Genomic DNA, 24,836 nt, shown 5'->3' on the forward strand with positions numbered 1-24,836 from the left:
TACTTCGTGATTCTTACTTCTATTCTCATTCCTGCTTCGAGTGGTACCGCACGTACTCCTCGATGAAGCTGAGGCTCTGGAGCGTCTTCATCCGATCCAGAAACAGCACGCCGTCGAGGTGGTCGGCTTCGTGCTGCATGACGCGGGCCACGTAACCAGTGGCCTCGATCTCGAGGCGCTGTCCCTCCCGGTTGAACGCACGCATCTTGATGTCGCGGTGCCGCTGCACCCGGCCCCGCAGGTCCGGGATGCTGAGGCATCCTTCCCAGTCTTCAACCATGCGGCGGCCGACCGGGGTGATTTCGGGGTTGATGATGACGATGACGTCTGATGTGGAAGCCGGGCGCCGCTCCGCTCTCTCCGCGCCCTCTTCGTCTTCCTCATTGTCAGCATCCACCCGGGCCACGAAGATCCGGAGATCCTCGCGCACCTGCGGCGCGGCGAGCCCGACGCCGTTGTACTCGATCATCGTTTCGATCATGTCGTCGATCAGGCGCTGGATCGCGACGCCGGCGATCTCCGACTGGGGCACGGGCTTGGTTGTCTTGCGGAGGACCGGGTGACCCATCCGCGCAACCTTCAGGATAGACATGAATCCTGATTATACGGGGCAGGTGCGGCTTGACGCCAGGCGGCTACAGTTGAGAGCCGCTTCGGCCGATACCGTGCAGAAGGGGTGGAGAATCATGATCGGATGCAATCTGAGCGCCAAGAGCCGACTAATGAAGAACTGGATTGGCGCGGCACTGTTCGTCGCAGCTGCCGGCCTGTCGGCTTCGGGATGCGGGGCCTCGTCTACCTTGACACCAACGTCTCCGAGCCCGACCAGCGGCACCCAGCCCGGTGGGTCCCAGACGATGGGATCGTTGTCGGCTGGAACGTGGGCTTCGTCTGCGGGCGGCGCGTTTCCAGGAAGCTTCAACCTGAATCCGGGTACGTGCGGGAACTTCAGGTGGTCCGTCACTTCACTGACGCCGGTCAGCGCGGCCGGCACATTCGGGGCGGACTGCGGCGGAGGTCTCTCACTGGCTGGCAACGCGACGGCCTCGCTCGATGGCGCGGGGGTCGTCTGGGGTGCAGCCGGCAATGTGACGGGCAGCCTCACGTGCACGTTCGCCGTGACCGGAACGGCAGCGCTCGAAGACGGCGGAGTCCGGGTGAACTACCACGCGACCGTCTGCGGCGTGTCCATCTCGGGTTCGGAGTTACTCAAGAAGAGGTAGTGGGCGCTAATCGGCCAGCCCCTCCGCTTTTCGCTCGGACGCGGTGATCGTGCCGCCGGCGGCCCGGACTTCGGCGGCGCGATCGAACGCGACCGGCGCCGGCTTGACGAACTTCTTCACCACATCTGCGGTGCCGTTCACGCGCAACTGCGTCATCAGGAATGCAAACCGCTGCTCGAGCGACGCGCCGATGGCGGCCCTGATGCCCTCCGGCAGGCTCCACAGCTGCCGCTTGAACGGCCCGATCGCCTTCTTGCGCGACTTGTAGAGAAACTGTTCTTCGGTGTCCTTCGGCTTGCGCTCTTCCTGGGCGTGCTCGCGAACCCACGCGTACATTTCGGCCTTGAGCGATGCCGGCAGCGACGGGTGCTCATAGACCATGTTCTGGAAGTCGGTGGCCAGATGGACTTCGCATGCGCCTGCGTCGGGGAACTCGTGGAAGGCGTCCGGCGGCAGCGTCGACGCGCCGTGCTGGACGGCACCCGCCATCCCGAATTCCTTGCGGGCCAACTCGGAAAGCTCACGCAGCGTGTTCAGATCGATCTTGACGTCCATCCGCACGCTGCCGTCCGGCGCGACGAACCCGCCGTGGGCCGTGCCGGTCTGGATGCTGATCTTGCTGATGCCGGCCAGGCTGCCGCGCATCTTGTCGTATCCAGCCATGAACGCGCGCAGTTCGTGCACATCCGAATTCTTGCCGCCGACCTCTCCAATTTCCCCGCCGATCGAGATCGTGACGCCCTTGGGCTCGAGCCCCCTGACGAGCCGCGTGAAGGAGGCCGCCTGCTCGCAGTTCACGTGCTGCTGCCCGGCGAGCGTGGGCTGGTCCAGATCGACCAGCGTCGAGGTGTCGATGTCGATATTGAAGAACCCGGCGGCGATTTCCTCCCGGATCAGGTCCCGAAGCGCCGCCAGTTCCTTCTCGCGCTCCGGGCCCGCGAACTTCTTCGCGTTCACCTGGACGTGATCGCCCTGGATGAAGAGCGGGCCGATGAAGCCCTCGCGCAGCGCCGCGGCCAGCAGAATGGCCGAGTACTCGTGGGGGCGCTGCTCGGTGTAGCCGACCTCGGAGCGCGCAATCTCGAGGATGAATGCCCCGACCTTCAGATTGATGGCCGCACGGAACACGGCGCGTGCGGTGTCGTAGGTCATCGCGCGGAGGTTCATCGCGGGAACAGTGAACCCTTTCGCGTCCCCTCGTCCAACCGCCACATACAGGTCGTGGATCGACGCGGGCACAAGCCCCATGTGTGCCCCGATGCCGCGGATGATCCACCGCGCGGTCCCCTTGATCTCCGGGGACGCTCCGAATGCGGCCGTCCAGGCCAGCCGGTCGATGACCGCCGGCGGAACCTCGCCAACAACCTGGACCGTTTCGCCGGAAACAACACAGGCCGGCTTCAACCCATCAATTATCCGGGCGACAGATTCGAACTCCATGGATTCACCTGTCAGAAGATAAATGAAGCAGGTTTCTCGTCACCCCGGCGGTATCCGGGGCCCCCGATGCGGCAGCCGCGTTGGGGTGGCATCCGGGGTCCAGCCGTGAATTCCAGCTCTCGCGAGAATAACGGGCTCGGTGCACGTTCTATCTTAGCGGATCAGGTTCGGCGCCTGGCAGGCGCTCCGGAAACTCGAAGCTCTCTGTCACCGTGGCCTCGATGGCGGAGGCGACCATGTCCTGAACCGGCAGTCGAGCCTCTACCGCATCGACCTGCCAGCCGCGCGCGTGGGTCTCGGGGCTGCGCGGCGTGAACAACTGGCAGCAGTCCTGGTCGGGCACGATTGAGATCTCGTAGGTCCCGATGCGCTGGGCCTCGACGATGATCTCTTCCTTGTCCATGCCAACGAGCGGTCTCAGAATCGGCATCTGGGTCGCCGCCGCAATCACGGTGAGATTCTCGAGGGTCTGCGACGCCACCTGTCCGATGACTTCGCCGGTGACCAGTGCCCTGGCGCGAGTGTCCCGCGCAAGCCGCTCGGCGATGCGCAGCATCATGCGCCGGTAGATCACGACTCGAAGCGGGGGCGGCACGCTCAGCACAATCTGCCGCTGCAACTCGCCGAACGGCACGAGCTTCAGCGTGGTCTTCATCTGGTACCGCGTCAGAATCTCGACGATCTCACGCACCTTCTCCTGCGATGCGCGCGTGACGAACGGATAACTGTGAAAGTGGATGGGCACAACCGTGCACCCGCGCTTCATCAGCCGCCAGGCCGCGACCGGGGAATCGATCCCGCCCGACAACAGGCAGGCTACGCGCCCGCTGACGCCGGTCGGCATGCCGCCGGCGCCCTTCTGTTTTCCCCACGAGTAGAACGCCTGACTCGACAGCAGTTCGACGTTGACTGACAGCTCCGGGCGGTCGAGCTTCACCTTCCACCCGAGCGCTTCGACAATACGCCCGCCGATCTCGCGTTCGACTTCCGGAGAGGTCATCGGAAAGCGCTTGTCGCCGCGCTTCGCGTTGACCCGGAACGTCACCGGCGGGTGGCCCTCCAAATCGGCCAGGATCGCCTGGCAGAGGACCTCGAAATCGAGGGCGACCCGTCCGGCCTTCGAGAAATTCGCGATGCCGAAGACGTGGTGAAGCCGCTCCTCGACGCGCTGGTACTCTGCCAACGGTCCGAGCACGATCTCGATCCGGCCCATGAGCGCCCGCACGTCCTGCACGCCGATGTCGGCTGTCTGCCTGCGCAGGTTCCGGACGAGCTTCGCGATGAAGTAGGGCCGGTTGCGCCCCTTCAGCGCGATCTCCTGGTAGTGAACGATGATCGAGTTCATGTGTGTTTCTTGCTCGCTGCCCCGGATACGCGGGAGCACGGTTCCTACGTGTCCCCGCTCACACAAACCGGCAAAACGTGCCTTGCCGGGACGGGTCGCCGACCTGACGGTTGCGCTACTCGCGCGGCCTGTCTTGGCCCTCACGGCGCGTTTTGCAGACTCACGCCCTTCGACTTTGCTCAGGGCTTCGCTGTCGGCTTGGTTCGAGGGGACACTTCGGAAACCGTCCTCCCGCGCCACGGGCGCCGTGCGTCTGGTGATCGACCGTCCCGTAGGGGCGCAATTAATTGCGCCCGATCAGCTTCGCCGCAACGTGTCCGCTCGCGGCGGCGCTCTCAATGGTACCCGGCAAACCCGTGTCGGTCCAATCGCCCGCCAGGAGGAATCCGGCGAGCCCGGTCTCCGCGCCGGGGCGGCGCGGCTGGCCTGGCGCGAGCGAGAATGTGGCGCGCCGTTCCCGCACGACGGTCGCATGCTTCAGCGTCGCGCCGCGTGCGGCCGGCACCCCGTCCCGCAGTTCTGCGACGGCCAGCGCTACCACCTCGTGATTGCCGCGCGACACGATCTCGGACGCGCCGCTCGAGACCAACGACAACCGGCTCGCGGCCTCGCCGACGATCAGGCGCGTCGCGAAGATCCACTGCATCGCCCGCCCGGGCAATCCGACGAAGGGGGTATCGAGCACGCGTCGATCGAACCAGAGATTCACGGTCACGATCGGATACGCTCCCATCCGGCCGGCGCATGCGACGACATCCGCAAGTTCCGGCGGCGGCGAGTCGAACAGATTGGCGAGTGCGAACCACGGCACGGCCGACACGACGGCACCAGCGCGATGCTCCTCTCCGCTCCGGACGCGCACACCCATCGCTCGCCCGCCCTCAACGATCACGGTCGCGAGGGCGTTTGTGTGCACAGCCCCGCCTCTCGATTCGACGTACTGCCGGGCGGGCGCGGCATACGTCTCGACCAGCGACCGCGCGGGGAACCCGAGCGCGGAGGCCTGTCGGTCGCTGCCGAACATCTCCGCGAGTACTCTTGCGAACGGCGGCGCCGCGGCTTCGTCGGCGGGCTGATTGAGCGCGGCCAGCGCCAGCGGCTCCCACAACATCTCGCGGAGGCGGGGGCGCTGTCCATGGCGGACAAGCCAGTTCTCGACGGTCTCTTCCGGTGACGCCGCGATCCTGCCTGGGCGGCCGCGCAGTTGCTGCTGCGCCCGCCTGACGACGGGCGCCATCCTGAGCGCCGACAGCCGATCGGCCCACGACAACGCGTTCCAAGCCAGCAAACCGGCAAGCAAGTGAAACGGCGCCGGCAATGCGGGGCACTTCAGAGTCGTCCGCACGCCGGCCGGGTCGACCAACGGCACTTCCAGCGACGGCTGCAGGCGGACAGCTGATTCGGCCCCGATTCGCTTGAGAAAGGCAAACGACTCGCGATAGCACCCGAGGAGGATGTGCTGGCCGTTGTCGACGATTTCGTCCGTGGCGGGATCACGGTGCGAAGACGCCCGGCCGCCGAGGACGGGGCGCGCTTCGACAACCAGCACGCGGGCACCCTGATCGGTGAGCGCCGCGGCGGCGCTGAGCCCTGCCACGCCGCCGCCGATGACAATCACGTCGAACGCGTGGCCGTTCATTTCGGGTGTGAGCCGGCGAGGGAGCGTTCGACGGGCATGCCCAGCATCGACTGTGTCCACACCGTGGCGGCAATCAGAGCCTTGCGCCCGCGCGTGGCGCGAAGGGGCGCGCCAAACACGGCGTACCCGCTGCGCTCGATCCGCCGCAGGAGATCAAAGTAGATAGCGCCCATGATGCGCGCGGCCACAAGACGCCGGGCGTCAATCGGGGGAAGCGCGCGAGCGGCGTGCCGGTAGTACTCGCGCGTCCGTTCTGCCTCGAACACCAGAAGATTCCGTACCGGCTCGGATACGACGCCGGCGCGCAACGCGTCCTCAGTCACGCCGAACCGGACCAGATCCTCCTGCGGCAGGTAGAGCCTGCCGACACCCAGGTCCTTTCCGACATCTCTCAGGATGTTGGTCAACTGGAGCGCCACGCCGAGGTTGAGCGCGTATTCCCGGCAGCGGGCATCTTTGTAGCCGAAGATCTCGATGCATATCAGGCCGACGGCCGACGCTACGCGGTGGCAGTATTGACGGAGATCGTCGAAGGTCGCATACCTGCGCTCGTCGAGGTCCATTTCCACACCGTCGATCACGTCTTCGAACGCCCTGCGCGGCAGGTTGAACACATGGACGTGCGGCCTGAGATTCAGCGCGACGGTCGAGTCGACCGGCCCGCCCTCGAACAACGCCGCGAGTTCGCGACGCCACTTTGCGAGCTCCGCCGCCGCTGCTGCTCTGGCCGCCGCCCGGTCAGCCATTCCCGCTTTCTCATCGACTGCATCGTCTACGGCCCTACAGAAGTCCCACACCGCGACGATCGCGCGTCGCTGGTCGGACGGCAGCACGACGAACGAGTAGTAGAAGCTGGTGTCGCGACGGGCCATGAGATCGACTCAGTTTTCTGCCAACCCGGCCGGGTGTGACGCGCGCCACACGAGTGCGCCCCACGCGAGTGCTGGAATGTCCCCGACGCCGAGCGCGGGCCGATTCGCAAACACATCGAAGCCGTCACGTTCGAGCGCATCCAGAATGCGGCGGCCGCCGAGCCAGGTCATCCGGAGCTCGAAGCGGAGACGGCCAGAAACGCCGTCGCAGACGCAGCGGCCCTGGTCGAACAGCGCCCGTGTCCGGCCGGCCATCAGCGACAGGACACTGCGCCAGTTGGCGGTGAGACACCGCCTCTCGAGATCTTCGGTGCGCGCGCCCAACGCGCGCATGTCGGAAAGCGGCACATACAGTCGACCCTTCTGCCAGTCGCGTTCGAAGTCCTGCCAGAAGTTGGTGAGCTGCAACGCCGTGCAGACCGCATCCGACGCCTGATCGAGGTCCACGCTGGCGGAACCGGCAACACGGAGGACCAGTCTCCCAACCGGGTTGGCCGACCGCCGGCAGTAGTCGAGCACCTCCGGCCAGGACTCATAGCGGGTCGTCGTGACGTCCTGCCGGAAGGCGCTCAGCAGGTCTTCGAACAAATCAACGGGCAGCGCGCGCTCGCGAATCGTGTTGGCGAGCGCCACGAAGATCGCATCAGCGTCCGGAACACCTTCGACGAGTCCCGGGGCAGGGCCTGACTTGAGCCGCAGGAGCCACTCATCGAGACGCGCGAGACGCATGTCCGCCGAGAGCGTACCTTCGTCGGCGAAGTCGTCGGCCGTGCGCGCGAAGGCGTAGATGGCCGCAATGTGCGGGCGCATCCGGCGCGGCAGCAGGTACGATGCCACTGGGAAGTTCTCGTAATGCGTCCGGGCGAGGCGCTGGCAAGCCGCATAGGCCTCGCCGACGTTCACCACTCGACCTCGGGCACGCCCGCCCGGGCGTTGGTGACCCGGGCCATGACAAAGAACAGATCGGAGAGACGATTGGCGTAGGCCAGCAGCAGCGGTTCCACGGCGCCGAGCGCGACGATGCGGCGTTCGGCGCGGCGAAAGACGGTTCGCGCTACGTGAAGCGCAGCGCCGGGCGCCGCCCCCCCGGGAAGAATGAAGCGGCGGAGCGGCGTGAGTTCTCCTTCGAGTCGGTCGATCCACCCCTCGAGCCGAACCACGTCCTGTTGTCCGAGTGCGGTCCGTTCGGGATGCGTCGCAATCTTCCCGGCTGGATCCGCCAGCCGGGATCCGAGCGCGAACAGGTCCCGCTGGACCTGCACCAGCATGTCGTCGAGGTCGCGATCGAGGCTTAGAGCCCTGACCAGACCGAGCACCGCGTTGGCCTCGTCGACCTCGCCACAAGCGTCCACCCGCGGGTCGGACTTCGCGATCCTGGCGCCGTCAACCAGGTTCGTGGTGCCCGCGTCGCCGGTTCGAGTGTAGATCTTCATGCCGATTGGATTATAAGGGTGATGAACCGGTTTCAGAACCCGTTCTCGCAACCGCTTTCTCCCGCGCGGCTGCGGCGAGCCAATGTCTCGGGACGGGTCGCTCGCGCAGGTTCTGAAGCCGTCCCCAATGATGGCCAAACCAACCACGCCCCCGTCGCGCCTCCAGGCCTCCCGGTTGCCCGGCCCCGCCCTGAGGCAGAAGTTCAGGCGCAGACTGCTGCACTGGTACGACCGTAACGGCCGCGACCTGCCGTGGCGGCAGACCGATGATCCGTACCACATACTGGTATCGGAGGTGATGCTCCAGCAGACGCAGGTCGATCGCGTGCTGCCGAAGTTCGCGGAGTGGCTCGAGAAGTACCCGTCGTTTGGCGCCCTGGCTGCGACCCCTGAGGACGAGGTGGTCAAGACGTGGTACCCGTTGGGTTACAACATCAGGCCCCGCCGTCTGCACGCGATCGCGTGTGAGGCGGTCGCGAACTACGGCGGTGAGCTGCCGTCGGACTCGGCGACGCTGCTGTCGTTCAAGGGCATTGGTCCGTATACGGCCGGAGCCGTGCGGAGCTTCGCATTCAAACAGCGGGCTGCGATTCTCGATACCAATGTCGCACGGGTCCTGTTCCGGATCTTTGTGGGCCGCGGCGACTTCACAACACACCGGGTAAAGAAACATCTTTGGCTGCTCGCTGACATCACGATGCCGTACAAGCGCGTCTTTGATTTCAACCAGGGCATGATGGATTTTGGCGCGATGGTGTGCACTGCACGCAAGCCGAAGTGTGGAATGTGCACGATGTCGTCGATCTGCCGCTCGTACCCCTTCCGCCCGACCCGGGCAGTGCGCGTGCGAGAATGAGACTGGCACGAGAAAAGGGGCCAGGCCCCTTTTCGTGGGCGCATGACCATATGGCACAGATGAGACCACGCGATCGGCGACACGTCGTCGTGACGGCTGCAGTTATCGAGCGGGACGGGGCGTTCCTGATGGCGCGCCGGCTCGACGGCACCCATCTGGCCGGGCACTGGGAGTTCCCTGGCGGCAAGCGCCAGCCGGGCGAGACACTCGAGGCCTGCCTGATCAGGGAGATCAAGGAAGAACTCGACGCTGAGATCGACGTGGGTGTCGAAATCCTCGCCACTACTCACGAGTATCCCGAGCGCGTCGTCGAACTGCGTTTCTTCCGGTGCGAGTTGAAGAGCGACCCGCGGCCGGTCCTCGGCCAGGCGCTGCGCTGGGTGCCGCGCGCGGATCTTTGCAGTTTCCCGCTTCCCCCTGCCGACAACGAACTGGTGCGTAGACTGATCGCCCGGGAGATCTGAATAGCGGGATGGCCTCTCTCTCCGCGTCCCCGCTCACACAAGCCGGCAAAGCGCACCTTACCGGACTCGTCGCCGACCTGACGTGTGCGCTCTTCGCGCAGCCCGTCCTGGCCGTCACGGTGCGTTTTGCGAACTCACGCTGATCGGCTTGGTTCGAGGGGCCGCTTCGAGAGAAAGGCCATCCCACCTTCAGCCGTGGGCAACGAACGGCAGCGCGGTGACGGTCGCTGATAGCGTCGCGCCGGCGTGCGCGACGGTGAGGCGGCTGCCCGGGGCAATGTGGTCCCGGTGGACGTATCCGAGTGCGATTGGTCTTCCGAGCGCCGGAGAGTACGCGGCGCTGGTCACATGGCCAACGTCTTTCCCGTTCGCCTGCAGCGTGTCACCGCGTGATGGTTCAGCATCGCCGTCGATGGCGAGGCCGACCAGTCTTCTGACGATCCGCCCCTGCCCGCGGTCACGAATGCGGACGATGACCTCCTGGCCGGGGTAGCAGCCCTTCGTCGAACTGATGGCCTGGGCTTCGATGCCCGCTTCGAGCGGAATCGTATCGTCGGTCATGTCGACCAGGAACGCGGGCGTCCCGCTTTCGATGCGAAGTGTCTCAACGACCTCGGCATCCGGCACGATCGCGCCAGCCGCGGCGATTGCCGCGGCCAGTGCGGGCAGGCGATTCGGCGGTGCGAGAATCAGGAAACCGGGCATGCCGAATTCGTCGACGCGGGCCAGGACGCCCATTTCGTCGTCGAGGCCGATTCGCTGATTGTGATACGCGGGCCAGTTCGACAGTTCGTCGAGAAGCGCCGCCGGCCCGTTCCGAAGTCGGTCACCCAGTGCGTGTTCGATCACCGCCGCGGCCATGGGCCCCTGAACGCTTACGCATCCAAGCGGATCGGTCAGATCTCCCACTTGCACGTCTTCGCTGAAGATCACCTGCTCGAGCAAGGCGATGAATGCGTCCTTGACGGCGCGCGGCACCTCCAGCAGTGTCGCGTCCCCCAGCTCGAAGACGCGCATGTCGGTCACCATCCGGCCAAGCGGAGTCAGCATCGCAGCGTAACAGCCCGCGCCCGGGCCAAGCGCCAGAACGTCGTTTGTCAGAAGAGCCTGCAGAAACGACTTCCGGTCGCCTCCCCGGACGAAGATGCGTCCGCGGTGATGCCGATCGATGAGGGCCGCGCCCCTGCGGATGTTCGTGTACTGGCGTATCTGATCGGGTGAAAGCATGGTTCGCCGCGCGAGGCGTGGTCGCACTATTTGCTGATATGCTCAGTCTCGTTATGGTTCGATTCCATTCTATCCTCGCCGCGATTTTCGTCCTAGGAACCGCGGCGCAGGCGCCGGCGCAGCCGCAACCCGCATCCACGCAGGCCCTGCCTGCCAGTTTCACCGTCTTCATGTCGGGTGGCGCGATAGGTTCCGAGCAGGTGACCGTTACCGCATCGCCAGAAGGATGGACCATCAGGGCCACGGGCCGGCTTGGTGCGCCGATCAGCCTGTCGACGTCCCGCTTCGAACTCCGGTACGACCGTGATTGGAAGCCGCTCTCCCTCGAAATTGACGCGGCGTTGCGCGGACAGCCGCGAATGCTCCGAACGGCGTTCGCGAACGGGAAGGCCACCAGCAGCATCATCCAGGCCGGTCAGGAATCCCAGAAGACCGACGACGTGGCCATCGACACGATGGTGCTGCCGAACATGTTCTTCGGGGCCTTCGAAGCACTCGCCCTGCGGCTGGCGGCGGTCAGTCCCGGAGGCCAGCTCAAAGCCTACGTCGCGCCTGAGGCTGAAATTGCGATCCGCCTCGACACCATCAGTGACGAACGCATCCAGACGGCGTCGCGGATGATCGTCGCAAAGCGGTATGACATCACGTTGATCAATCCCAAGGGGACCGTGGCGGCCGAGGTGTGGGCGGACGAAGGCAGCAGGCTGGTTCGTTTCCGCGTGCCGGCCCAGGGACTCGATGTGGCCCGCGATGATGTCGCGGCAGTCTCGTCGCGGGTCGAGCGGATGGCACGACCGACGGACGAACAAACGCGCATCCAGGCCAGCGGTTTCACGCTTGCCGCCACTGTCTCCAAGCCGGCCGCGGCAGGAACCGGAGCGGCCATCCGGTTGCCGGCGGTGGTCCTTGTGCCGGGGTCCGGCCCGGCCGATCGCGACGAGACCGTCTCTGGTGTGTCGATCTTCGCGCAGTTGGCCAACGCGATCGCCGACGCGGGCTTCCTGGTGATTCGTTACGACAAGCGCGGGATCGGACAAAGCGGCGGCCGAGACGAGTCGGCGACGTTGGTGGACTACTCAGACGATGTGCGCGCGGTCGTGAGGTACCTGACGAAGCGCAAAGACGTGGATCCGAAACGCGTCACACTCGTTGGCCACAGCGAGGGTGGACTGGTCAGCATGCTGGCGGCATCCGAGGAAAGGAAGAATGTCGCGGCGCTCGCGCTCATCGCAACACCCGGCACAACCGGCGCGGATCTTGTGCTCGAGCAGCAGCGTCACCTGCTGGGCGGAATGAACCTGTCCGACGAGGAGAAGCAACGGAGGATGGGTCTGCAGAAGCAGATCCATGCGGCGGTCGTTACCGGCAATGGGTGGGAAGCCATCCCGCCCCCGTACAGGCGACAGGCCGACACGCCGTGGTTCAAGAGCTTCCTCACGTTCGACCCCGCCAGGATCATGCGCAAGGTGCCACAGCCGATCCTCATCGTCCAGGCCGATCGCGATCGGGAGGTGATGGCTCGCCACGGTCAACTGCTGGCCGGCATGGCGAAAGCACGCAAGAACAACCCGGTCTCGGAGCTTTCGGTGGTGGAAGGCGCCAATCACCTGCTGGTGCCGGCCGCGACCGGGGAGATGGACGAGTACGCGTCGCTGCGGGACCGCGCTGTCAGCCCCGGGCTGATTGCCGCGCTGGTCGGCTGGCTGAAGGACACGCTTCATGTGGATATTGCGCGCCCTGGGCGTTGAACCTGAGAATGCCCTGACGTTCCGGCTGATGCCGGGTCACGTCAAGACGGCCGGCCGCTCGTCGCGGTCGGACTTCATCATCGATGCGCCGCTGGTGTCGAGGTTGCACTGCCGGTTCACGGTGTCGCCGGAGGGCATCGTCGAGCTGCAGGATCTCGACAGCACGAATGGCACGTGGGTCAATGGAGACCGGGTGCAGCGAGCCACGCTCGCGGAAGGGGCGGTGTTGACGATCGGGCGCGCCGAGTTGATGCTCGAGCGCGACGATCGGGGCCATCACTCCTGAAGAAACGGGTTGTTGCGCCTTTCCTCGCCGATCGTCGTCTGCGGCCCGTGCCCCGGGTAGACGACGGCGTCATCCCCGAGGGCAAACAGCACCGTCCGAATCGAATTGATCAGCGTGTCGGCGTCGCCGCCTGTCAGATCGGTCCGGCCGATCGATCCCGCAAATAGTGAGTCGCCGACGAACACGTCGCGGCCGTTGGTGCCGGCGGGGCCGACCTGCAGGGCCACGCCGCCCGGGCTGTGGCCGGGCGTATGGTGCACGCGCACCTCGTACCTGCCAAATGCGAGCGGCACGCCGGCCTGATAGAAGAAATCCGGCTTCGGCGGCGGCTCGACCGTGTAGCCGAACATCAGCCCCTGCTGCACGGCAAGATCGTAGAGAAAGAGGTCGTCGTGATGAAGCCCGATGGGGGCGCCGGTGGCCCGCTTCATCCTGGCGACGCCGCTCACGTGATCCATATGGGCGTGCGTCAGCAGGATGTAATCGACGGTCAGGCGGCCGCGTTCAATGAGGTCGACGAGCTCCTGCGCCTCGTCTCCAGGGTCGATGACGATGGCCTTGCGAGTGGTCTCGCAGCCAAGCAGGAAGCCGTTCTTGAAGAAGGGAGCAGCGGCGCGGGTCTCGAAGAGCATGGAAACAGAATACAGGAGTTAGAATACTGACGCATGAGGCTGACGCACGTCTTCGCAGCACGGCAGCGCATCGCTCCGTACATCAGGCACACGCCGCTGGTCCACTCACCGTGGCTCTCGTCGCAATCGGGCGCGACGGTCAGGTTGAAGCTCGAGTCGCTCCAGGTGACCAACTCGTTCAAGGCTCGCGGCGCGGTCAACGTCGCTGCCGCACGGCTCGAGCGCGAAGCCGGCGATGTCGGGCGATCGCGCTTCCTCGTGACCGCGTCGGCAGGCAATCACGGACGGGCCATGGCCTACGCGTGCGAGCGTCTGGGGTTGCGGCTGGTGGTCTTCACGCCGAAGCACGCGCCGCGCGCCAAACTGGATCCGATTTCGGCGCATGGCGCGGATCTGCGGGCGGTCGCGTCAAACTACGAAGAGGCTGAATTGCTGGCGAAGCAATTCGCGGCCGCCGAGCGGATCACGTACATCTCGCCGTACAGCCACCCGGACGTGATTGCCGGCGCGGCCACGATCGGGATCGAGATCCTCGAAGACTGGCCGGAGGTTGAGACGATTATGGCTCCTGTCGGAGGGGGCGGATTGGTGAGCGGCATCGCCCTCGCCATCAAGGCCGCGTCAGCGCGCGTCCAGGTGATCGGCGTCGAAGCGGAGGCCTCCCCGGCCTTCTCCACCTCGCTCGCCGCGGGACGCATCACCGAGGTCACGGTGAAGCCGACAATTGCCGACGGGCTGGCCGGAAATATGGATCCCGACTCTGTCACCTTTGATCTGGTTCAACGCTACGTCGATCGGGTCGTCGTCGCACCTGAGCGCGCGATCGAGGAAGCGGTGCGCGGGTTGATGACGCACGAACATCTCGTGGCGGAGGGAGCCGGGGCAGCCGCCGTGGCCGCGCTCGCCGAAGGTTTTCAGGTCACGGGACGGAAGGTCGCGGTGGTGCTGTCGGGAGCCAACATCGATTCGGCGAGGCTTGGCGCGCTGCTCATGGATCGCCTGGAGTAGCCGCCGTCCCTCCTCAGGCACGTCGGCCCGAGCCGCTATCGGACGGCTGATTGTTCCAGGAGCCCTTCGAGGAGTCTGGCCGCGTCATCCCGGGTGCGGGCGTAGCTGGCGTCGAGCGCCGCCACCGCGGCGATGACGCCGGGATTGGCGGTGACGTTGCGCCAGGGGAAGAGCTGCTGGTGGATTGCCGCACGCGGGCTCATGACGCCGTTGGTCGCGCCCCACATCCGCAACACCCGATCAGAGCCGGCCGCGCGCTCGATCCACGCCGCTGTCCGTGCGGCGTCATGAAGCGCCGCCGCGGTCATCGCGGCGCAGCGGGCCAATGGCGCGGGATCTTCAACCTTTCCAGCGTGTGTCAGGATTTGCTCTCCGAGTCTGCGGCCGTCGGTGCGGTCGGCGCCGGATCTCGGGATGCCGGCGAGCATCGCCCACGGGTCGCAGGCGGTGGGGTACAGCCGCGTAATGTTGATGATGGCGGCGGCCGCATCGGCCGTGCGGCCGTCGAGCAGCAGTGAGGACGCAAGCATGAGCGCGGCCGGGGGCAGATCCGCTCCCGACCTTGCCGCCCCGCGAACGGCCGCGTTCCCAGTCGGCGGGCGCGCAATCCGGACGCGGTCCCGCAGGGTGTCCCACCACGGCAATGAGGGTGCCAGCGCCTGACCTCGAGCTGCCTCCGTCAGGCCCTGTTCGAATTCACCCTGCGCGATGTAGCCGGTGGCGAGTTGATAGTGCGCCAGTGGCGATACCGGATCGAGCTCGACGACGCGCCTGGCGAACCTCATCGATCTGGCGGGATCGACATCTCTCAACAGGTCCGCAATCGCCGAGTACGCGGCGACGTACGATCGATCGATCTCGATCGCCCGGCGCAGTCGCGACAGCGCTTCGTGCAACGTTGGCGACGACAGGCCGAGGGCAAACTGGACCGATGCGGCATCCGGATCGGCCGTCGCGGCCTGCTCGGCGGCTTCGCGCATCTGGCTCGACACTTCCGCAAATCCGAGGCGCCCCTCGAACGCGGCACCGATCGACAACGCCTCGACCAGTCCGGTCTGCGCCTCGAACATCGAGGAGTCTGCCGCGATCGCGCCTTCGAACAGCTGGATGGCACGGCTGGCGTCCTGCGCGGCCAGCGCCTCGCGCGCCTGCAAGTAGGCGTCGAACGCTGCCGGGGCGACGATCCGGAGGGCGGCGCGATCGGTCGTGGACGTTTGAGCGAACGCGATGCCGAGGCGGCCGGAGATGTCCCTGACCATCCGCGTCTCGAGCGCGATGATGTCGCCGGTCTCCGCGGTGTAGCTCCGATTCCAGATCGTCTCGCCGTCGGCCAGGTCAATCAGGCTGATGCTGACCTCCAGCCTCTTCCAGTCCGGATCGGATGGCGAGATCACTCCGGTCAGCGCCACGCTCGCCTCCACGTCCCGGGCCACCGACTGAGGCGATCGGCCGGCAAATGCCCGAATCGACGATCGCCCGAGCGTGGTCACGCCCGTCGTCTGACCGAGACGCATCATCAGGTCTTCGGCCAGTCCGGGCCCGAAGTACGGCCGCGTGACCTCTCCGCCGCCGATGGTGAAGGGCAACGCCACCACGAGCGGGGTCGGCCGTGGCCCGAAGTGCCCGTGCCAGGTCTTCAGCAGAACGTTCTGCCAATGCCAGACCGCCAACGCCGCGCCAGCAACCAGGAAGAGACTCACCAGTCCCATTCGGACCCATCGTGCGCCCTGTCGCGGAGCTGGCTCGGCCGGCTCGGTGGCCGCATCGCGGGCCCGCACCGCCTCAGACGTAGCACGCAGCGCGGCGGCCATTTCGGCGGCGCTCTGGTGCCGGTCGAAAGGGTCCCTGGCGAGCGCCTTGGCGACGATGGCGTCAAGGGAATGCGGCACCGCTGGGTTGGTCAGACTCGGCACCGTGCGGGGAGATTGCCCGAAACCGGGACCGGTGCCGCCTGGGTTCGACCCCACGAACGGCTCACGTCCCGTGAGCATCTCGCAGATGACCGCACCGAACGCGAAGATGTCCGTCCGGTGGTCGACCGGCAGACCCTGGATCTGTTCTGGCGACAGATAGGCGACCCCGGCGGTGTCCTGCGGCTGGCTTCGTTCGGCGAGGCCAAAATCCAGGACCTTCGCGCGGCCTTTCGACGTGACGCAGATGGACGTGGGAGTCAGTGCGCCGTGGATGAGGTTGCAGGCGTGTGCCTCTGCAAGCGCATCCGCCACCTGCACGGCGAGGTCCAGCGCGCGACGGACATTGAGCGCCCGGCCCGATTCCAGCGCCGACAGCGTCTCGCCCGCCACGAACTCGTACACCAGGTAGACGCGGCCCTCATGCTCGCCCACTTCGAACAGCGTGGCGATGTTGGAGTGGGAGAGCGCCGTGTACGGCCTGATGCTGTCGACCAGGCGCGTGCGATGCAGCGGGTCGGGAATGACATCGCCCAGCACGCGGACCGCCACGGTACGGCCGATTCGCGTATCGCGCGCCCGGTAGACGGTTCCTTGTCGACCGGTGCCGACGACAGCGAGAATGTCGTAGTGGCCGATTGCCTGACTCATGGATGGTCCGCAAGGTGGGCAATCCAGAAAAAGCCACCCGCGTTGGTCTCGAGAACGTTATCGACCGATCCAGGCAGTTGGATTAGCACCCGCCGCCGGCGAGGCAAGTGGACGCCGGATCATGCCGCGGCTACGCCGGCCCGGATCGCCCGGTGCATCTCCAGGCCGCCCCGGAATTCGGTCAGGCGAGCCCGGAGAAACGCGCGGCCACGGTGGAGCCGCGACTTGAGGGTCTGTTCCTTGATGCCAAGCCTCGCGCTCGCCTCTTCGGTCGATAACCCCTGGATATCCCGCAGAATGACCGGCACGCGGTAAATGCTGGGAAGTTCGGGCAACGCCCGCGCCAGCTTTCGGCGCATCTGGCCGCGCAGCAGCGCCTCATCGGCCATCCGCGACCAATCCGGGGTTTCGTGACGAGCGTGGCCGCCGCGCTCTTCGACATCGGCCATCAGAGCGTGTTCAGGCACTTCGAAATGTGACGCGCTTCGCCGGGAGCGGAGTCTCGACATCGCGGCGTTGAACGTGATGCGGTAGATCCACGACGACAACGCGGCATCCCCGCGAAACGCATCAACGCGCCGGTACACTTTCATCAGCACGTCTTGCGCGATCTCCTCGGCATCTTCCGGGGTCTTGACGTAGCGCAGGGCCAGCTGCTTGATCCGCGACCGGTAAATGGTGTCGAGCTCATCGAGCGCCGATTCGTCGCGCCCACGCATGCGCCTGACCAGCTCCGCATCCTTGACGTTTTGAGCAAGAACACTTGCCATGACTACCTTCTCCAGCTACCCGGATCACGGAGCCCCCAACCGCATTCCGGAATCGAAACCATACGTGTCTGATTGCGCCATGCCAATTATCCCTGTTTATTCCGACTAATTCAATCGTGTTTTAACCGAGTCTTCAAATTATTGATTGCAAACGACTTATGCTAGTGTCAGTTTGTGTTTGTGCGTTGAAAGACGTCGCAGAACGCCGCAATCAGGCGATCTTCCACTTCGTCAATCCGCAGGTCGCGCCCGGTGAGCCGCCCCAGCGAGGTCACACCCCGGTCGGAGATTCCGCACGGGACAATCAGCTTGAAGAAGTCGAGATCTGTATTCACGTTGAACGCAAAGCCGTGGCTGGTCACCCAGCGCTGGATGCGGACGCCAATCGCCCCGATCTTCTCGGCCCCGACCCATGCCCCGGTCAGCCCCTGGATTCGCCGGGCGGCGAATCCGTAGTCGCCTGTCACTCGAATCATCACCTCTTCAAGATCCCGCACGTAGCGATGGACGTCGCACCGGTCGGGCTTGAGGCTCAGAATCGGGTAGCCGACGATCTGGCCGGGACCGTGATAGGTCACGTCGCCGCCGCGGCCGGTCTCGTGGATCTCGACTCCCAGTTCGGCAAGCCGTCCGGGCGTAGCCAGCACGTGCTGCCGGCTCTCCCCTGCCTTGACGCCGAACGTCAGCACGTGCGGATGCTGCAGCAGGAGCAGTTCGTCGCCGACGTCGCCGGCGATGCGCCTCGCGACCAGTGCCCGCTGAAGCTCGAGGCCTTCGGCGTAGGAGATCAGTCCCAGACGTCGGACGGTGAGCGGGCGGGTTGACGACATCGCTGATTGATGACTGCCGGCGGGACGCCGGTTCCTCCGCGTCTCTGCCTGTTCCTTCCTGGTTCGAGGGGCCGCTCCGGAAACCGCCATCCCGCCGGCACCGTGTCGTGCTACACAGCACTCGCCTCGAAATTCTCGAGCGCTCTCTTCACGTGCGACATGAACTCGTCGGCCACCGCGCCGTCGATAATGCGATGGTCGTACCCGAGCGAGAGGTACCCCCTGGTTCGGATCGCAATCATGTCGTCGATGACGGCAACGCGCTTCTCGATGTGGCCGACTCCCATAATGGCCACCTGCGGCTGGCTGATGATGGGCATGCCGAACTGGGCGCCGAACACGCCGGGGTTGGTGATCGTGAACGTCCCGCCTTGAACCTCTTCGGGCTTGAGCTGCTTGGCCCGCGCGCGAGACGCCAGATCCTGGATGGCCCGGCTCAGACCCAGCATGTTCTTCTCATCAGCCTTCTTGATGACGGGGACGATGAGGCCCCAATCAAGGGCGACGGCGATGCCCAGGTTGATCTCCTTCTTGTATACGATGGTGTCCCCGTCAACCGAACTGTTGACGATGGGCACCGCCTTGAGCGCGTCGACCGCCGCCTTCATCAGAAACGACATAAAGGTGAGCTTGACGCCCTGTCGTTCGTAGTCGGCCTTGTTCGCCTCGCGGATCGTCGCGATCCTCGTGTAGTCGACCTCAAACACCGAGTGCACGTGCGCGGAGGTTCGCTTGCTGAACACCATGTGCTCGGCGATCTTCCTGCGCATCACCGACATCGGGACGACTTCTACGCTGTCTCCCGCCTTGAATACCGGAACATGAGTCGCCGCCTGCGCCGGAAGTGGCGCGCCCTGTGGCGCCGCCCCTCCTGTCGCCGGTCCCTTCTCGATGTGCGCGAGAATGTCCTGCTTGGTCACGCGGCCGCCGAGTCCGGTGCCGGACATCATCGAGATGTCGATGTGATGCTCGTCGGCAATCCTGCGGACAAGCGGGGACGACTTGATCCGCCGCAACTGATCGCCAGACAGCCCGGAGCCACTCGGTGCCGTCGGCTGAACCGGGGGGACCGCCATCGCCGCCCCCACAGAGGGTGCCGAAGCGACAGGCGCCGAAACTTGGGCCGCAGTGACCGGCGGAGCGGCGGGCGCGGCAGTGGCGGGAGCGGGCGGCGGTGAAGCTGGCACTGCCGGCTGCAATGGCGACTCTATCGCCTTGGCGGGAACGGGAGCGGCCGCGGCGACCGCGCCAGCCTCGCCAATCACCGCAACGACGCTGTTCACCAGAACGGTCTCTCCCTCCTTGGCTCGTATCTCCAGCAGTACGCCGGCCGACGGGGAGGGGATTTCGGCATCGACCTTGTCGGTCGAAATTTCGAACAGCGGCTCGTCGCGATCGACGCGGTCGCCGACCTTCTTGATCCAGCGAACAATGGTCCCCTCAGCGATCGACTCGCCCATCTGCGGCATGACGACATCGGACATGAAGAACCTCGTTCGGATGTGTGATCGTCGGGCGCGATGAATCGCGCCCCTACGGCCGATTGGCAGGTGCGGTCTCGTAGGGGCGCAATTCATTGCGCCCGCATCCCCAGTCTCCTCTATCACCCATGTATCGCCGCCCCGTGCGTTGCATGCGCGGCCTCGCCCACCGCCTCGGACATCGTCGGGTGCGCGTGAATCGTGCGAATCAGCTCCTCGACCGTGCTCTCGAGCCGAAGCGCCAGTGTGGCCTCGGCCACCAACTCGGTCGCCCGCGGGCCGATCATGTGCACGCCGAGCACTTCGTCGTACTTCTTGTCGGCCACGATCTTGACGAGGCCGTCGGTCTCATTGGCGATGCGGGCGCGCGCCAGCACGCCAAACGGGAACGTCCCGATCCGAACGTCGTAGCCCCGCTCGACGGCCTGTTTCTCGGTGAGGCCGACGCTGCTGATCTCGGGATCGCAATACGTGCACTTGGGCACCTGGTCGTAATTGATCGCGTGGAAGGGTTTGCCTGCCAGCCGCTCGGCCAGCGCGATGCCCTCGGCCGTCGAGAGATGAGCGAGCTGCAGATGCCCGGGCGCGCCAAACGTAATGACATCACCGATCGCCGACACATCAGCGACGCTCGTCCGGAACTGTTCGTCGACACGCACGTAGCCTCTCTCGAGGGCGAGGCCGACCTGTTCGGCGCCGAGTCCGGCGGTGACAGGGCCGCGGCCGGTCGCCACCAGCAGGTACTCCACCGACAGCGTCTGTGTCGAGCCGTCCGGCATCTTCATGTCGAGATCCACGCCATCCGCTCGTGCGCGGGCGGCGGTGACCGTGGTCGACGTGTGGAACTTGATGCCCTGCTTCTTGAACGCCTTCTCCAGCTCAATGGAAACGGTTTCGTCTTCGAGCGGCACCAGATGCGGCAGCAGCTCGACGACCGTGACGTCGCTGCCGAACCGCTTGAAGACAGTGGCAAACTCGACCCCGATTGGACCGCTACCGAGCACGACAATCGACTTCGGCACCTCGCGCAGAAAGATGGCTTCGTCGCTTGTGATGATGCGCTTCCGGTCGAGCTCGATGCCCGGCACGCTGCGCGCGCTCGACCCCGTCGCGACGATGATCTGGGTTGCGGTGACCAGCCGCGTTTCTCCGCCGGTGACCTCCACTTTGCCCGGGCCGGCCAGCCGGCCGCTGCCCTTGATCCAGTCGATCCCGTTCTTCTTGAACAGGAACTCGATGCCGCGCGTCAGGATCGTCACGATCTTGTCCTTCCGCACCTGCACCTGGTTCATGTCGATGCGGGGCGCGTCAGGTCCAATCACCAGGCCCCATTCCTTCGCACCCTGCGCGATCTTGAGCGCGTGCGCGTGCTCCAGGAGTGCCTTGGTCGGAATGCAGCCCCAATTCAGGCAGGTGCCACCGAGCGTCTTCTGGCGCTCGACGACCGCGACCTTGAGGCCGAGCTGCGCGGCGCGGATGGCCGCCGGATATCCTCCGGTGCCGGCGCCGACGATGATGACGTCGTACTGGTTGGCCACGGGTGGCTGCTCCTGCGGTGGACCACGAGCCCCACGAACGACAACGTGTCGGACGCGGGCCTGGGCGTCACTGGAGACGGCTTCACAACCCTCCTGAGCGGCGAGGAGAGGTTCTGAAACCGGCTCTACTTCCGGTTCCGGAGGCGTCGAGAGTTCACGTTACCGGGAGGCTCGCGGCACTGTCAAGCAACGGCCGCGGGCGCGGTTGCGCCCGGTAGCCGCCCGTCACGCTTGAACTTGCAGCCATCGGGCGCCTACAATCAGGCGCTCGTAACCCGGGAGATCCCCAAGCGTGAAGCCCAGCATGAAGACGGTGCTCATTGTCGATGATGACGAGGGGATGCGCGACACCCTGGCGGCAATCCTGCGCCGTGACTATCGGGTGCTGCGGGCCTCGAACGGCGAACACGGGCTGGGCGTGCTCAACCGCGAAACCGTCGATGTGATCCTGCTCGACGTGCGGATGCCCGGTATTGGAGGGCTGGAGGTGCTGCGCCGCGTCAAGGAGACGCAGCGGCTCGTCGAAGTCATCGTGATCTCCGCCATCAATGAAGTCGAGACGGCGGTCCAGGCGATGAAGCTGGGTGCCTACCACTACATCTCCAAGGATTTTGAGTACGACGCCGTGCTGTCGCTCGTGCGCAATGCATGCGAACGGATCGACCTGAGCCGCAAGGTCATGACGCTGTCAGCGCAGGTCGCCGACGACCGCGAACGCCAGTTCATCCAGGGTCCGAGCGTCAAGATGCGGCAGGTGGCGGAACTGGTGCGCAAGGTGGCGGGATTGTCTGCAACAGTCCTGATCCTCGGCGAGAGCGGAACCGGCAAGGAACTGCTCGCACGGATGATTCACCGCGAATCGGACCGGTCCGAGGCGCCGTTCGTGCCGGTCAATCTCGCCGCGATTCCGGGCGAGTTGGTCGAGTCGGCGCTCTTCGGCCACGAGGAGGGGGCGTTCACCGGTGCGGTGCGGCAGAAGCTGGGCAAGTTCGAGATCGCCTCGGGCGGCACGCTGTTCCTCGACGAGATCGGCGAACTGAAACCAGACGTGCAGGCGAAGCTGCTGCGCGCCCTTCAGGAATCCGAAATCGAGCGCGTCGGGGGCACCAGATCAATCAAGGTGGATCTGCGGATCATCGCCGCGACCAACAGCGATCTCGAGAAGACCGTGCGGGACGGACGGTTCCGCGAGGATCTCTACTACCGGATCAATGTGATTCCGCTCAACGTCCCGCCGCTCCGGGATCGCGTCGAGGACCTGCCGGAACTGGCGCTGTTCTTTCTGTCGCGGTACAACGCGAAGTTCAAGAAGTCGATCCGCGGAATCAGCGCGCCGGCGATGGTGGTGCTCCAGGGGTATCGCTGGCCGGGTAACGTGCGCGAACTCGAACACCTGGTGGAACGGCTGGTCGCGGTGTGCGACCAGGACGTGATCGAGAGTGCGCATCTGCCCTATGAGTACCACCTCGCATCGCTGGTGAAGCCTGAAACGGTGACCGAAGCGCTGCTCGACAGAGCGTGCGAGACCTTCGAGCGCAACTTCATTCTCCGCGCGCTGGAACAGTCCGGCTGGAACGTGACAGCCGCCGCCAGGGCGCTCGGCGTGCCGCTGAGCACGCTCAAACACAAGATGGACCGCCTCGACATCCGCGAGATCGCCAGGAAACTGCGCAGCAGCTAGCCCACTCCGTCTCCTCCCGATATTGCAGAAATTGCAACCGTTTTGGTGGCTCCGGATTGCAGTTTCTGCAATCGACCGGAATCCGGGCCGGCACCCGCCCGCTTGCCGTCTGCACACAATGGCGCAGCCGCTACACGCCGTGATGCCAGAACTCGCGGCATACCTCCAAAATTGTTGAGAGTTGTCTCGTCCTGCTGACCGCTGTTTCACATTGATACACGAAGTTGCTCAGCCGCCGGGTGTTGGCCCGGCGGTTGCAGTTGGCGAGGGCGGAGATCGACTGACCATGGAGCCGTCCGCCTTTAACGTCCGGGTGCCGCTGTCGACGGGCGACGTGTTCTTGATGAACACGTTGACTGACGCCCAGGTGGTGGTTTCGGCGGACGCGGCGCGGTTGGTCGACCGGCCAGGCGATACCTGCGAGGACACGGTACATGCCGCTGCCGACGTTCGCGACGCGCTCGCGACGTTTGCCGAACATGGATTCCTGGTCCAGGATCGCACCTCCGAACAGGCGGCGCTCGCGCGGCGTTTCCACGAATTCCGCGAAGACACCTCACAGCTGCGGATCACGATTCTGACCACGCTGCAGTGCAACTTCGCGTGCGACTACTGCTATCAAGGCGACCATGCGGCGGCCGGACGTCCGGCCCCGAAGATGTCGCTCGAGACATCTGCCCGGGTAGCCGAGTGGATCGCGGGCCAGCTCGACGCGGTCAATCCGCGCCGCCTGGTGCTCACCTTCTTCGGGGGCGAACCGCTGCTGAACACGCCGGCGATGATCGATATCGCCGGCCGTTGCTGGCAGGCGACGCAGGCCAGAGGCGTGCGGCAACTGGTCAGCATCATCACGAACGGCCTCCTTCTTTCTCCCGCGATCGTCGATCGGATGCTGCCGTTCGGGCTGACCGGCGTCAAGGTGACGCTCGACGGCGATCGCGCCACGCACGACCGGGTGCGCCCGGCGCGCGGCGGCGAGGGCACGTTCGATCGCATCATCGCCAACATCCGGCGCGTGGCGGACAGAACGCCTGTCGCGATTGGCGGCAACTTCGACGGCTCCACTGCCGGGAGTTATCCCGCGCTGCTCGATTTTCTCAAGAGTCAGGATTTCGCCGGCCGCATCTCGAAGGTCACATTCAAGCCCGTGATCGCTCCGCGTTCGGCGGAGGCGCCCGCTGGGTCGATTCCACTCACCGACGTGGGAACGGACCGCCCGTCGCAGAACGGATCGTGCATGAGCGTTGCGGGCAGCGGCGGCGCGTCGGCGTGCGACAGCTGCCGCTTCGCCGACGACCAGATGGCGACGTTGCGCGAAGAAACGAAGCGGCACGGCTTCTCCACCGCCGACGGCGTACACATGGGCCCGTGCGAGCTGTACCGCCGGCACTCGCACACGATCGGACCCGACGGGTCGCGCTACGCATGCCCTGGATTCACTGGCGCCAACGCGCTGGCGATTGGCAATATCGCTGCCGGCGAAAACGGCGTGCTGTCTGAGGCAGCCTCACAAATTGAGCGGCTCGCGCCCTGGCACCAGTGCGGAGACTGCTCGTTCGTTCCGGTGTGCGGGGGCGGCTGTGCGGTCGCTTCCCACGCGGAACTTGGCGACATGAAAGCGCCGTCATGTCACAAGCGTGCGTTTGAATCGGCGTTGATTGCGCTGGCGGAAGATACCGCCGGCGCCATAGCAGGAGGGTTACAATGAGGATCACAGTGGTGAAGCGGGGCGAGAAGCCCCCGATCGATTTCTGCCCGTGGATGATCTGCGTCCCACCAGAGGACATCAACTAGCGCGGCAA

General features: G+C 65.5%; 22 protein-coding genes. 8 read left to right on the top strand and 14 right to left on the bottom strand.

From position 1 onward, the window contains the following. Window positions 1–25: 25 nt before the first annotated feature. Window positions 26–592 (bottom strand): peptide deformylase, encoded by a 567-nt coding sequence (def, locus tag NTV05_10710; protein ID MCX6544863.1) that lies wholly within the window; start codon window positions 590–592, stop codon window positions 26–28. Between def and NTV05_10715 the strand changes: the two genes are divergently transcribed. Further along, a complete protein-coding gene (locus NTV05_10715) occupies window positions 591–1,223 on the top strand; it encodes a hypothetical protein (GenBank protein ID MCX6544864.1) in 633 nt (210 codons plus the stop codon). The two genes, def and NTV05_10715, sit on opposite strands and share 2 nt — an antisense overlap. Window positions 1,224–1,229: 6 nt before the next feature. Here the strand turns inward: NTV05_10715 and NTV05_10720 are convergent, their stop codons facing one another. From NTV05_10720 to NTV05_10745, 6 genes are all read right to left on the bottom strand, one after another. After that, window positions 1,230–2,663, bottom strand: a complete 1,434-nt coding sequence (locus NTV05_10720) for a class II fructose-bisphosphate aldolase (protein ID MCX6544865.1) — start codon at window positions 2,661–2,663, stop codon at window positions 1,230–1,232. A gap of 148 nt (window positions 2,664–2,811) precedes the next feature. After that, window positions 2,812–4,008, bottom strand: coding sequence for a tRNA 4-thiouridine(8) synthase ThiI (gene thiI / locus NTV05_10725; GenBank protein ID MCX6544866.1), 1,197 nt, complete (start codon window positions 4,006–4,008; stop codon window positions 2,812–2,814). A gap of 283 nt (window positions 4,009–4,291) precedes the next feature. Next, window positions 4,292–5,647: a hydroxysqualene dehydroxylase HpnE gene (gene hpnE, locus NTV05_10730; protein ID MCX6544867.1), complete on the bottom strand. Its 1,356-nt coding sequence runs from the start codon at window positions 5,645–5,647 to the stop codon at window positions 4,292–4,294. After that, on the bottom strand, window positions 5,644–6,519 hold the full coding sequence (hpnD, locus tag NTV05_10735; GenBank protein ID MCX6544868.1) for a presqualene diphosphate synthase HpnD: 876 nt from the start codon (window positions 6,517–6,519) through the stop codon (window positions 5,644–5,646). The genes hpnE and hpnD overlap by 4 nt, the downstream gene beginning before the upstream one ends. Before the next feature lie 9 nt (window positions 6,520–6,528). Further along, window positions 6,529–7,422 (bottom strand): squalene synthase HpnC, encoded by an 894-nt coding sequence (hpnC, locus tag NTV05_10740; protein ID MCX6544869.1) that lies wholly within the window; start codon window positions 7,420–7,422, stop codon window positions 6,529–6,531. After that, on the bottom strand, window positions 7,419–7,952 hold the full coding sequence (locus tag NTV05_10745; protein MCX6544870.1) for a cob(I)yrinic acid a,c-diamide adenosyltransferase: 534 nt from the start codon (window positions 7,950–7,952) through the stop codon (window positions 7,419–7,421). The genes hpnC and NTV05_10745 overlap by 4 nt, the downstream gene beginning before the upstream one ends. A 127-nt stretch (window positions 7,953–8,079) precedes the next feature. On the opposite strand from NTV05_10745, the gene NTV05_10750 reads away from it, so the two are divergent. Together NTV05_10750 and NTV05_10755 are read left to right on the top strand one after the other, a co-directional pair. Continuing rightward, window positions 8,080–8,808, top strand: a complete 729-nt coding sequence (locus tag NTV05_10750) for an A/G-specific adenine glycosylase (protein ID MCX6544871.1) — start codon at window positions 8,080–8,082, stop codon at window positions 8,806–8,808. Window positions 8,809–8,867: 59 nt separating this feature from the next. Beyond that, window positions 8,868–9,272: a (deoxy)nucleoside triphosphate pyrophosphohydrolase gene (locus NTV05_10755; protein ID MCX6544872.1), complete on the top strand. Its 405-nt coding sequence runs from the start codon at window positions 8,868–8,870 to the stop codon at window positions 9,270–9,272. A 189-nt stretch (window positions 9,273–9,461) separates the two neighbouring features. Here the strand turns inward: NTV05_10755 and NTV05_10760 are convergent, their stop codons facing one another. Continuing rightward, window positions 9,462–10,499 (bottom strand): hypothetical protein, encoded by a 1,038-nt coding sequence (locus NTV05_10760; GenBank protein ID MCX6544873.1) that lies wholly within the window; start codon window positions 10,497–10,499, stop codon window positions 9,462–9,464. A gap of 53 nt (window positions 10,500–10,552) precedes the next feature. Between NTV05_10760 and NTV05_10765 the strand changes: the two genes are divergently transcribed. Together NTV05_10765 and NTV05_10770 are read left to right on the top strand one after the other, a co-directional pair. Then, window positions 10,553–12,247, top strand: a complete 1,695-nt coding sequence (locus NTV05_10765) for an alpha/beta fold hydrolase (protein ID MCX6544874.1) — start codon at window positions 10,553–10,555, stop codon at window positions 12,245–12,247. Continuing rightward, complete coding sequence (locus tag NTV05_10770) at window positions 12,219–12,533, top strand: FHA domain-containing protein (protein MCX6544875.1); 315 nt, start codon at window positions 12,219–12,221, stop codon at window positions 12,531–12,533. The genes NTV05_10765 and NTV05_10770 overlap by 29 nt, the downstream gene beginning before the upstream one ends. Here NTV05_10770 and NTV05_10775 read toward each other — a convergent pair. Beyond that, window positions 12,524–13,165 (bottom strand): MBL fold metallo-hydrolase, encoded by a 642-nt coding sequence (locus NTV05_10775; protein ID MCX6544876.1) that lies wholly within the window; start codon window positions 13,163–13,165, stop codon window positions 12,524–12,526. The two genes, NTV05_10770 and NTV05_10775, sit on opposite strands and share 10 nt — an antisense overlap. A 33-nt stretch (window positions 13,166–13,198) precedes the next feature. On the opposite strand from NTV05_10775, the gene NTV05_10780 reads away from it, so the two are divergent. Beyond that, a complete protein-coding gene (locus NTV05_10780) occupies window positions 13,199–14,173 on the top strand; it encodes a threonine/serine dehydratase (protein MCX6544877.1) in 975 nt (324 codons plus the stop codon). 35 nt (window positions 14,174–14,208) lie between these two features. Here NTV05_10780 and NTV05_10785 read toward each other — a convergent pair whose 3' ends face one another. The 5 genes from NTV05_10785 to lpdA form a co-directional block, all read right to left on the bottom strand. Further along, on the bottom strand, window positions 14,209–16,734 hold the full coding sequence (locus tag NTV05_10785; GenBank protein MCX6544878.1) for a protein kinase: 2,526 nt from the start codon (window positions 16,732–16,734) through the stop codon (window positions 14,209–14,211). 119 nt (window positions 16,735–16,853) lie between these two features. Further along, a complete protein-coding gene (locus NTV05_10790) occupies window positions 16,854–17,504 on the bottom strand; it encodes a sigma-70 family RNA polymerase sigma factor (GenBank protein MCX6544879.1) in 651 nt (216 codons plus the stop codon). Between the two features lie 167 nt (window positions 17,505–17,671). Continuing rightward, window positions 17,672–18,334, bottom strand: a complete 663-nt coding sequence (gene lipB, locus NTV05_10795; protein ID MCX6544880.1) for a lipoyl(octanoyl) transferase LipB — start codon at window positions 18,332–18,334, stop codon at window positions 17,672–17,674. A 110-nt stretch (window positions 18,335–18,444) separates the two neighbouring features. Then, entirely contained in the window at window positions 18,445–19,818 is a 1,374-nt protein-coding gene (locus NTV05_10800; protein MCX6544881.1) for a dihydrolipoamide acetyltransferase family protein, read from the bottom strand. A 119-nt stretch (window positions 19,819–19,937) separates the two neighbouring features. After that, on the bottom strand, window positions 19,938–21,353 hold the full coding sequence (lpdA, locus tag NTV05_10805) for a dihydrolipoyl dehydrogenase (protein MCX6544882.1): 1,416 nt from the start codon (window positions 21,351–21,353) through the stop codon (window positions 19,938–19,940). Window positions 21,354–21,657: 304 nt separating this feature from the next. On the opposite strand from lpdA, the gene NTV05_10810 reads away from it, so the two are divergent. Next, entirely contained in the window at window positions 21,658–23,034 is a 1,377-nt protein-coding gene (locus tag NTV05_10810; protein ID MCX6544883.1) for a sigma-54 dependent transcriptional regulator, read from the top strand. 286 nt (window positions 23,035–23,320) lie between these two features. After that, window positions 23,321–24,742, top strand: a complete 1,422-nt coding sequence (locus NTV05_10815) for a radical SAM protein (protein MCX6544884.1) — start codon at window positions 23,321–23,323, stop codon at window positions 24,740–24,742. Window positions 24,743–24,836 lie beyond the last annotated feature (94 nt).

Source organism: Acidobacteriota bacterium, from assembly GCA_026393755.1.
Taxonomy (GTDB): Bacteria; Acidobacteriota; Vicinamibacteria; order Vicinamibacterales; family JAKQTR01; genus JBAXOX01.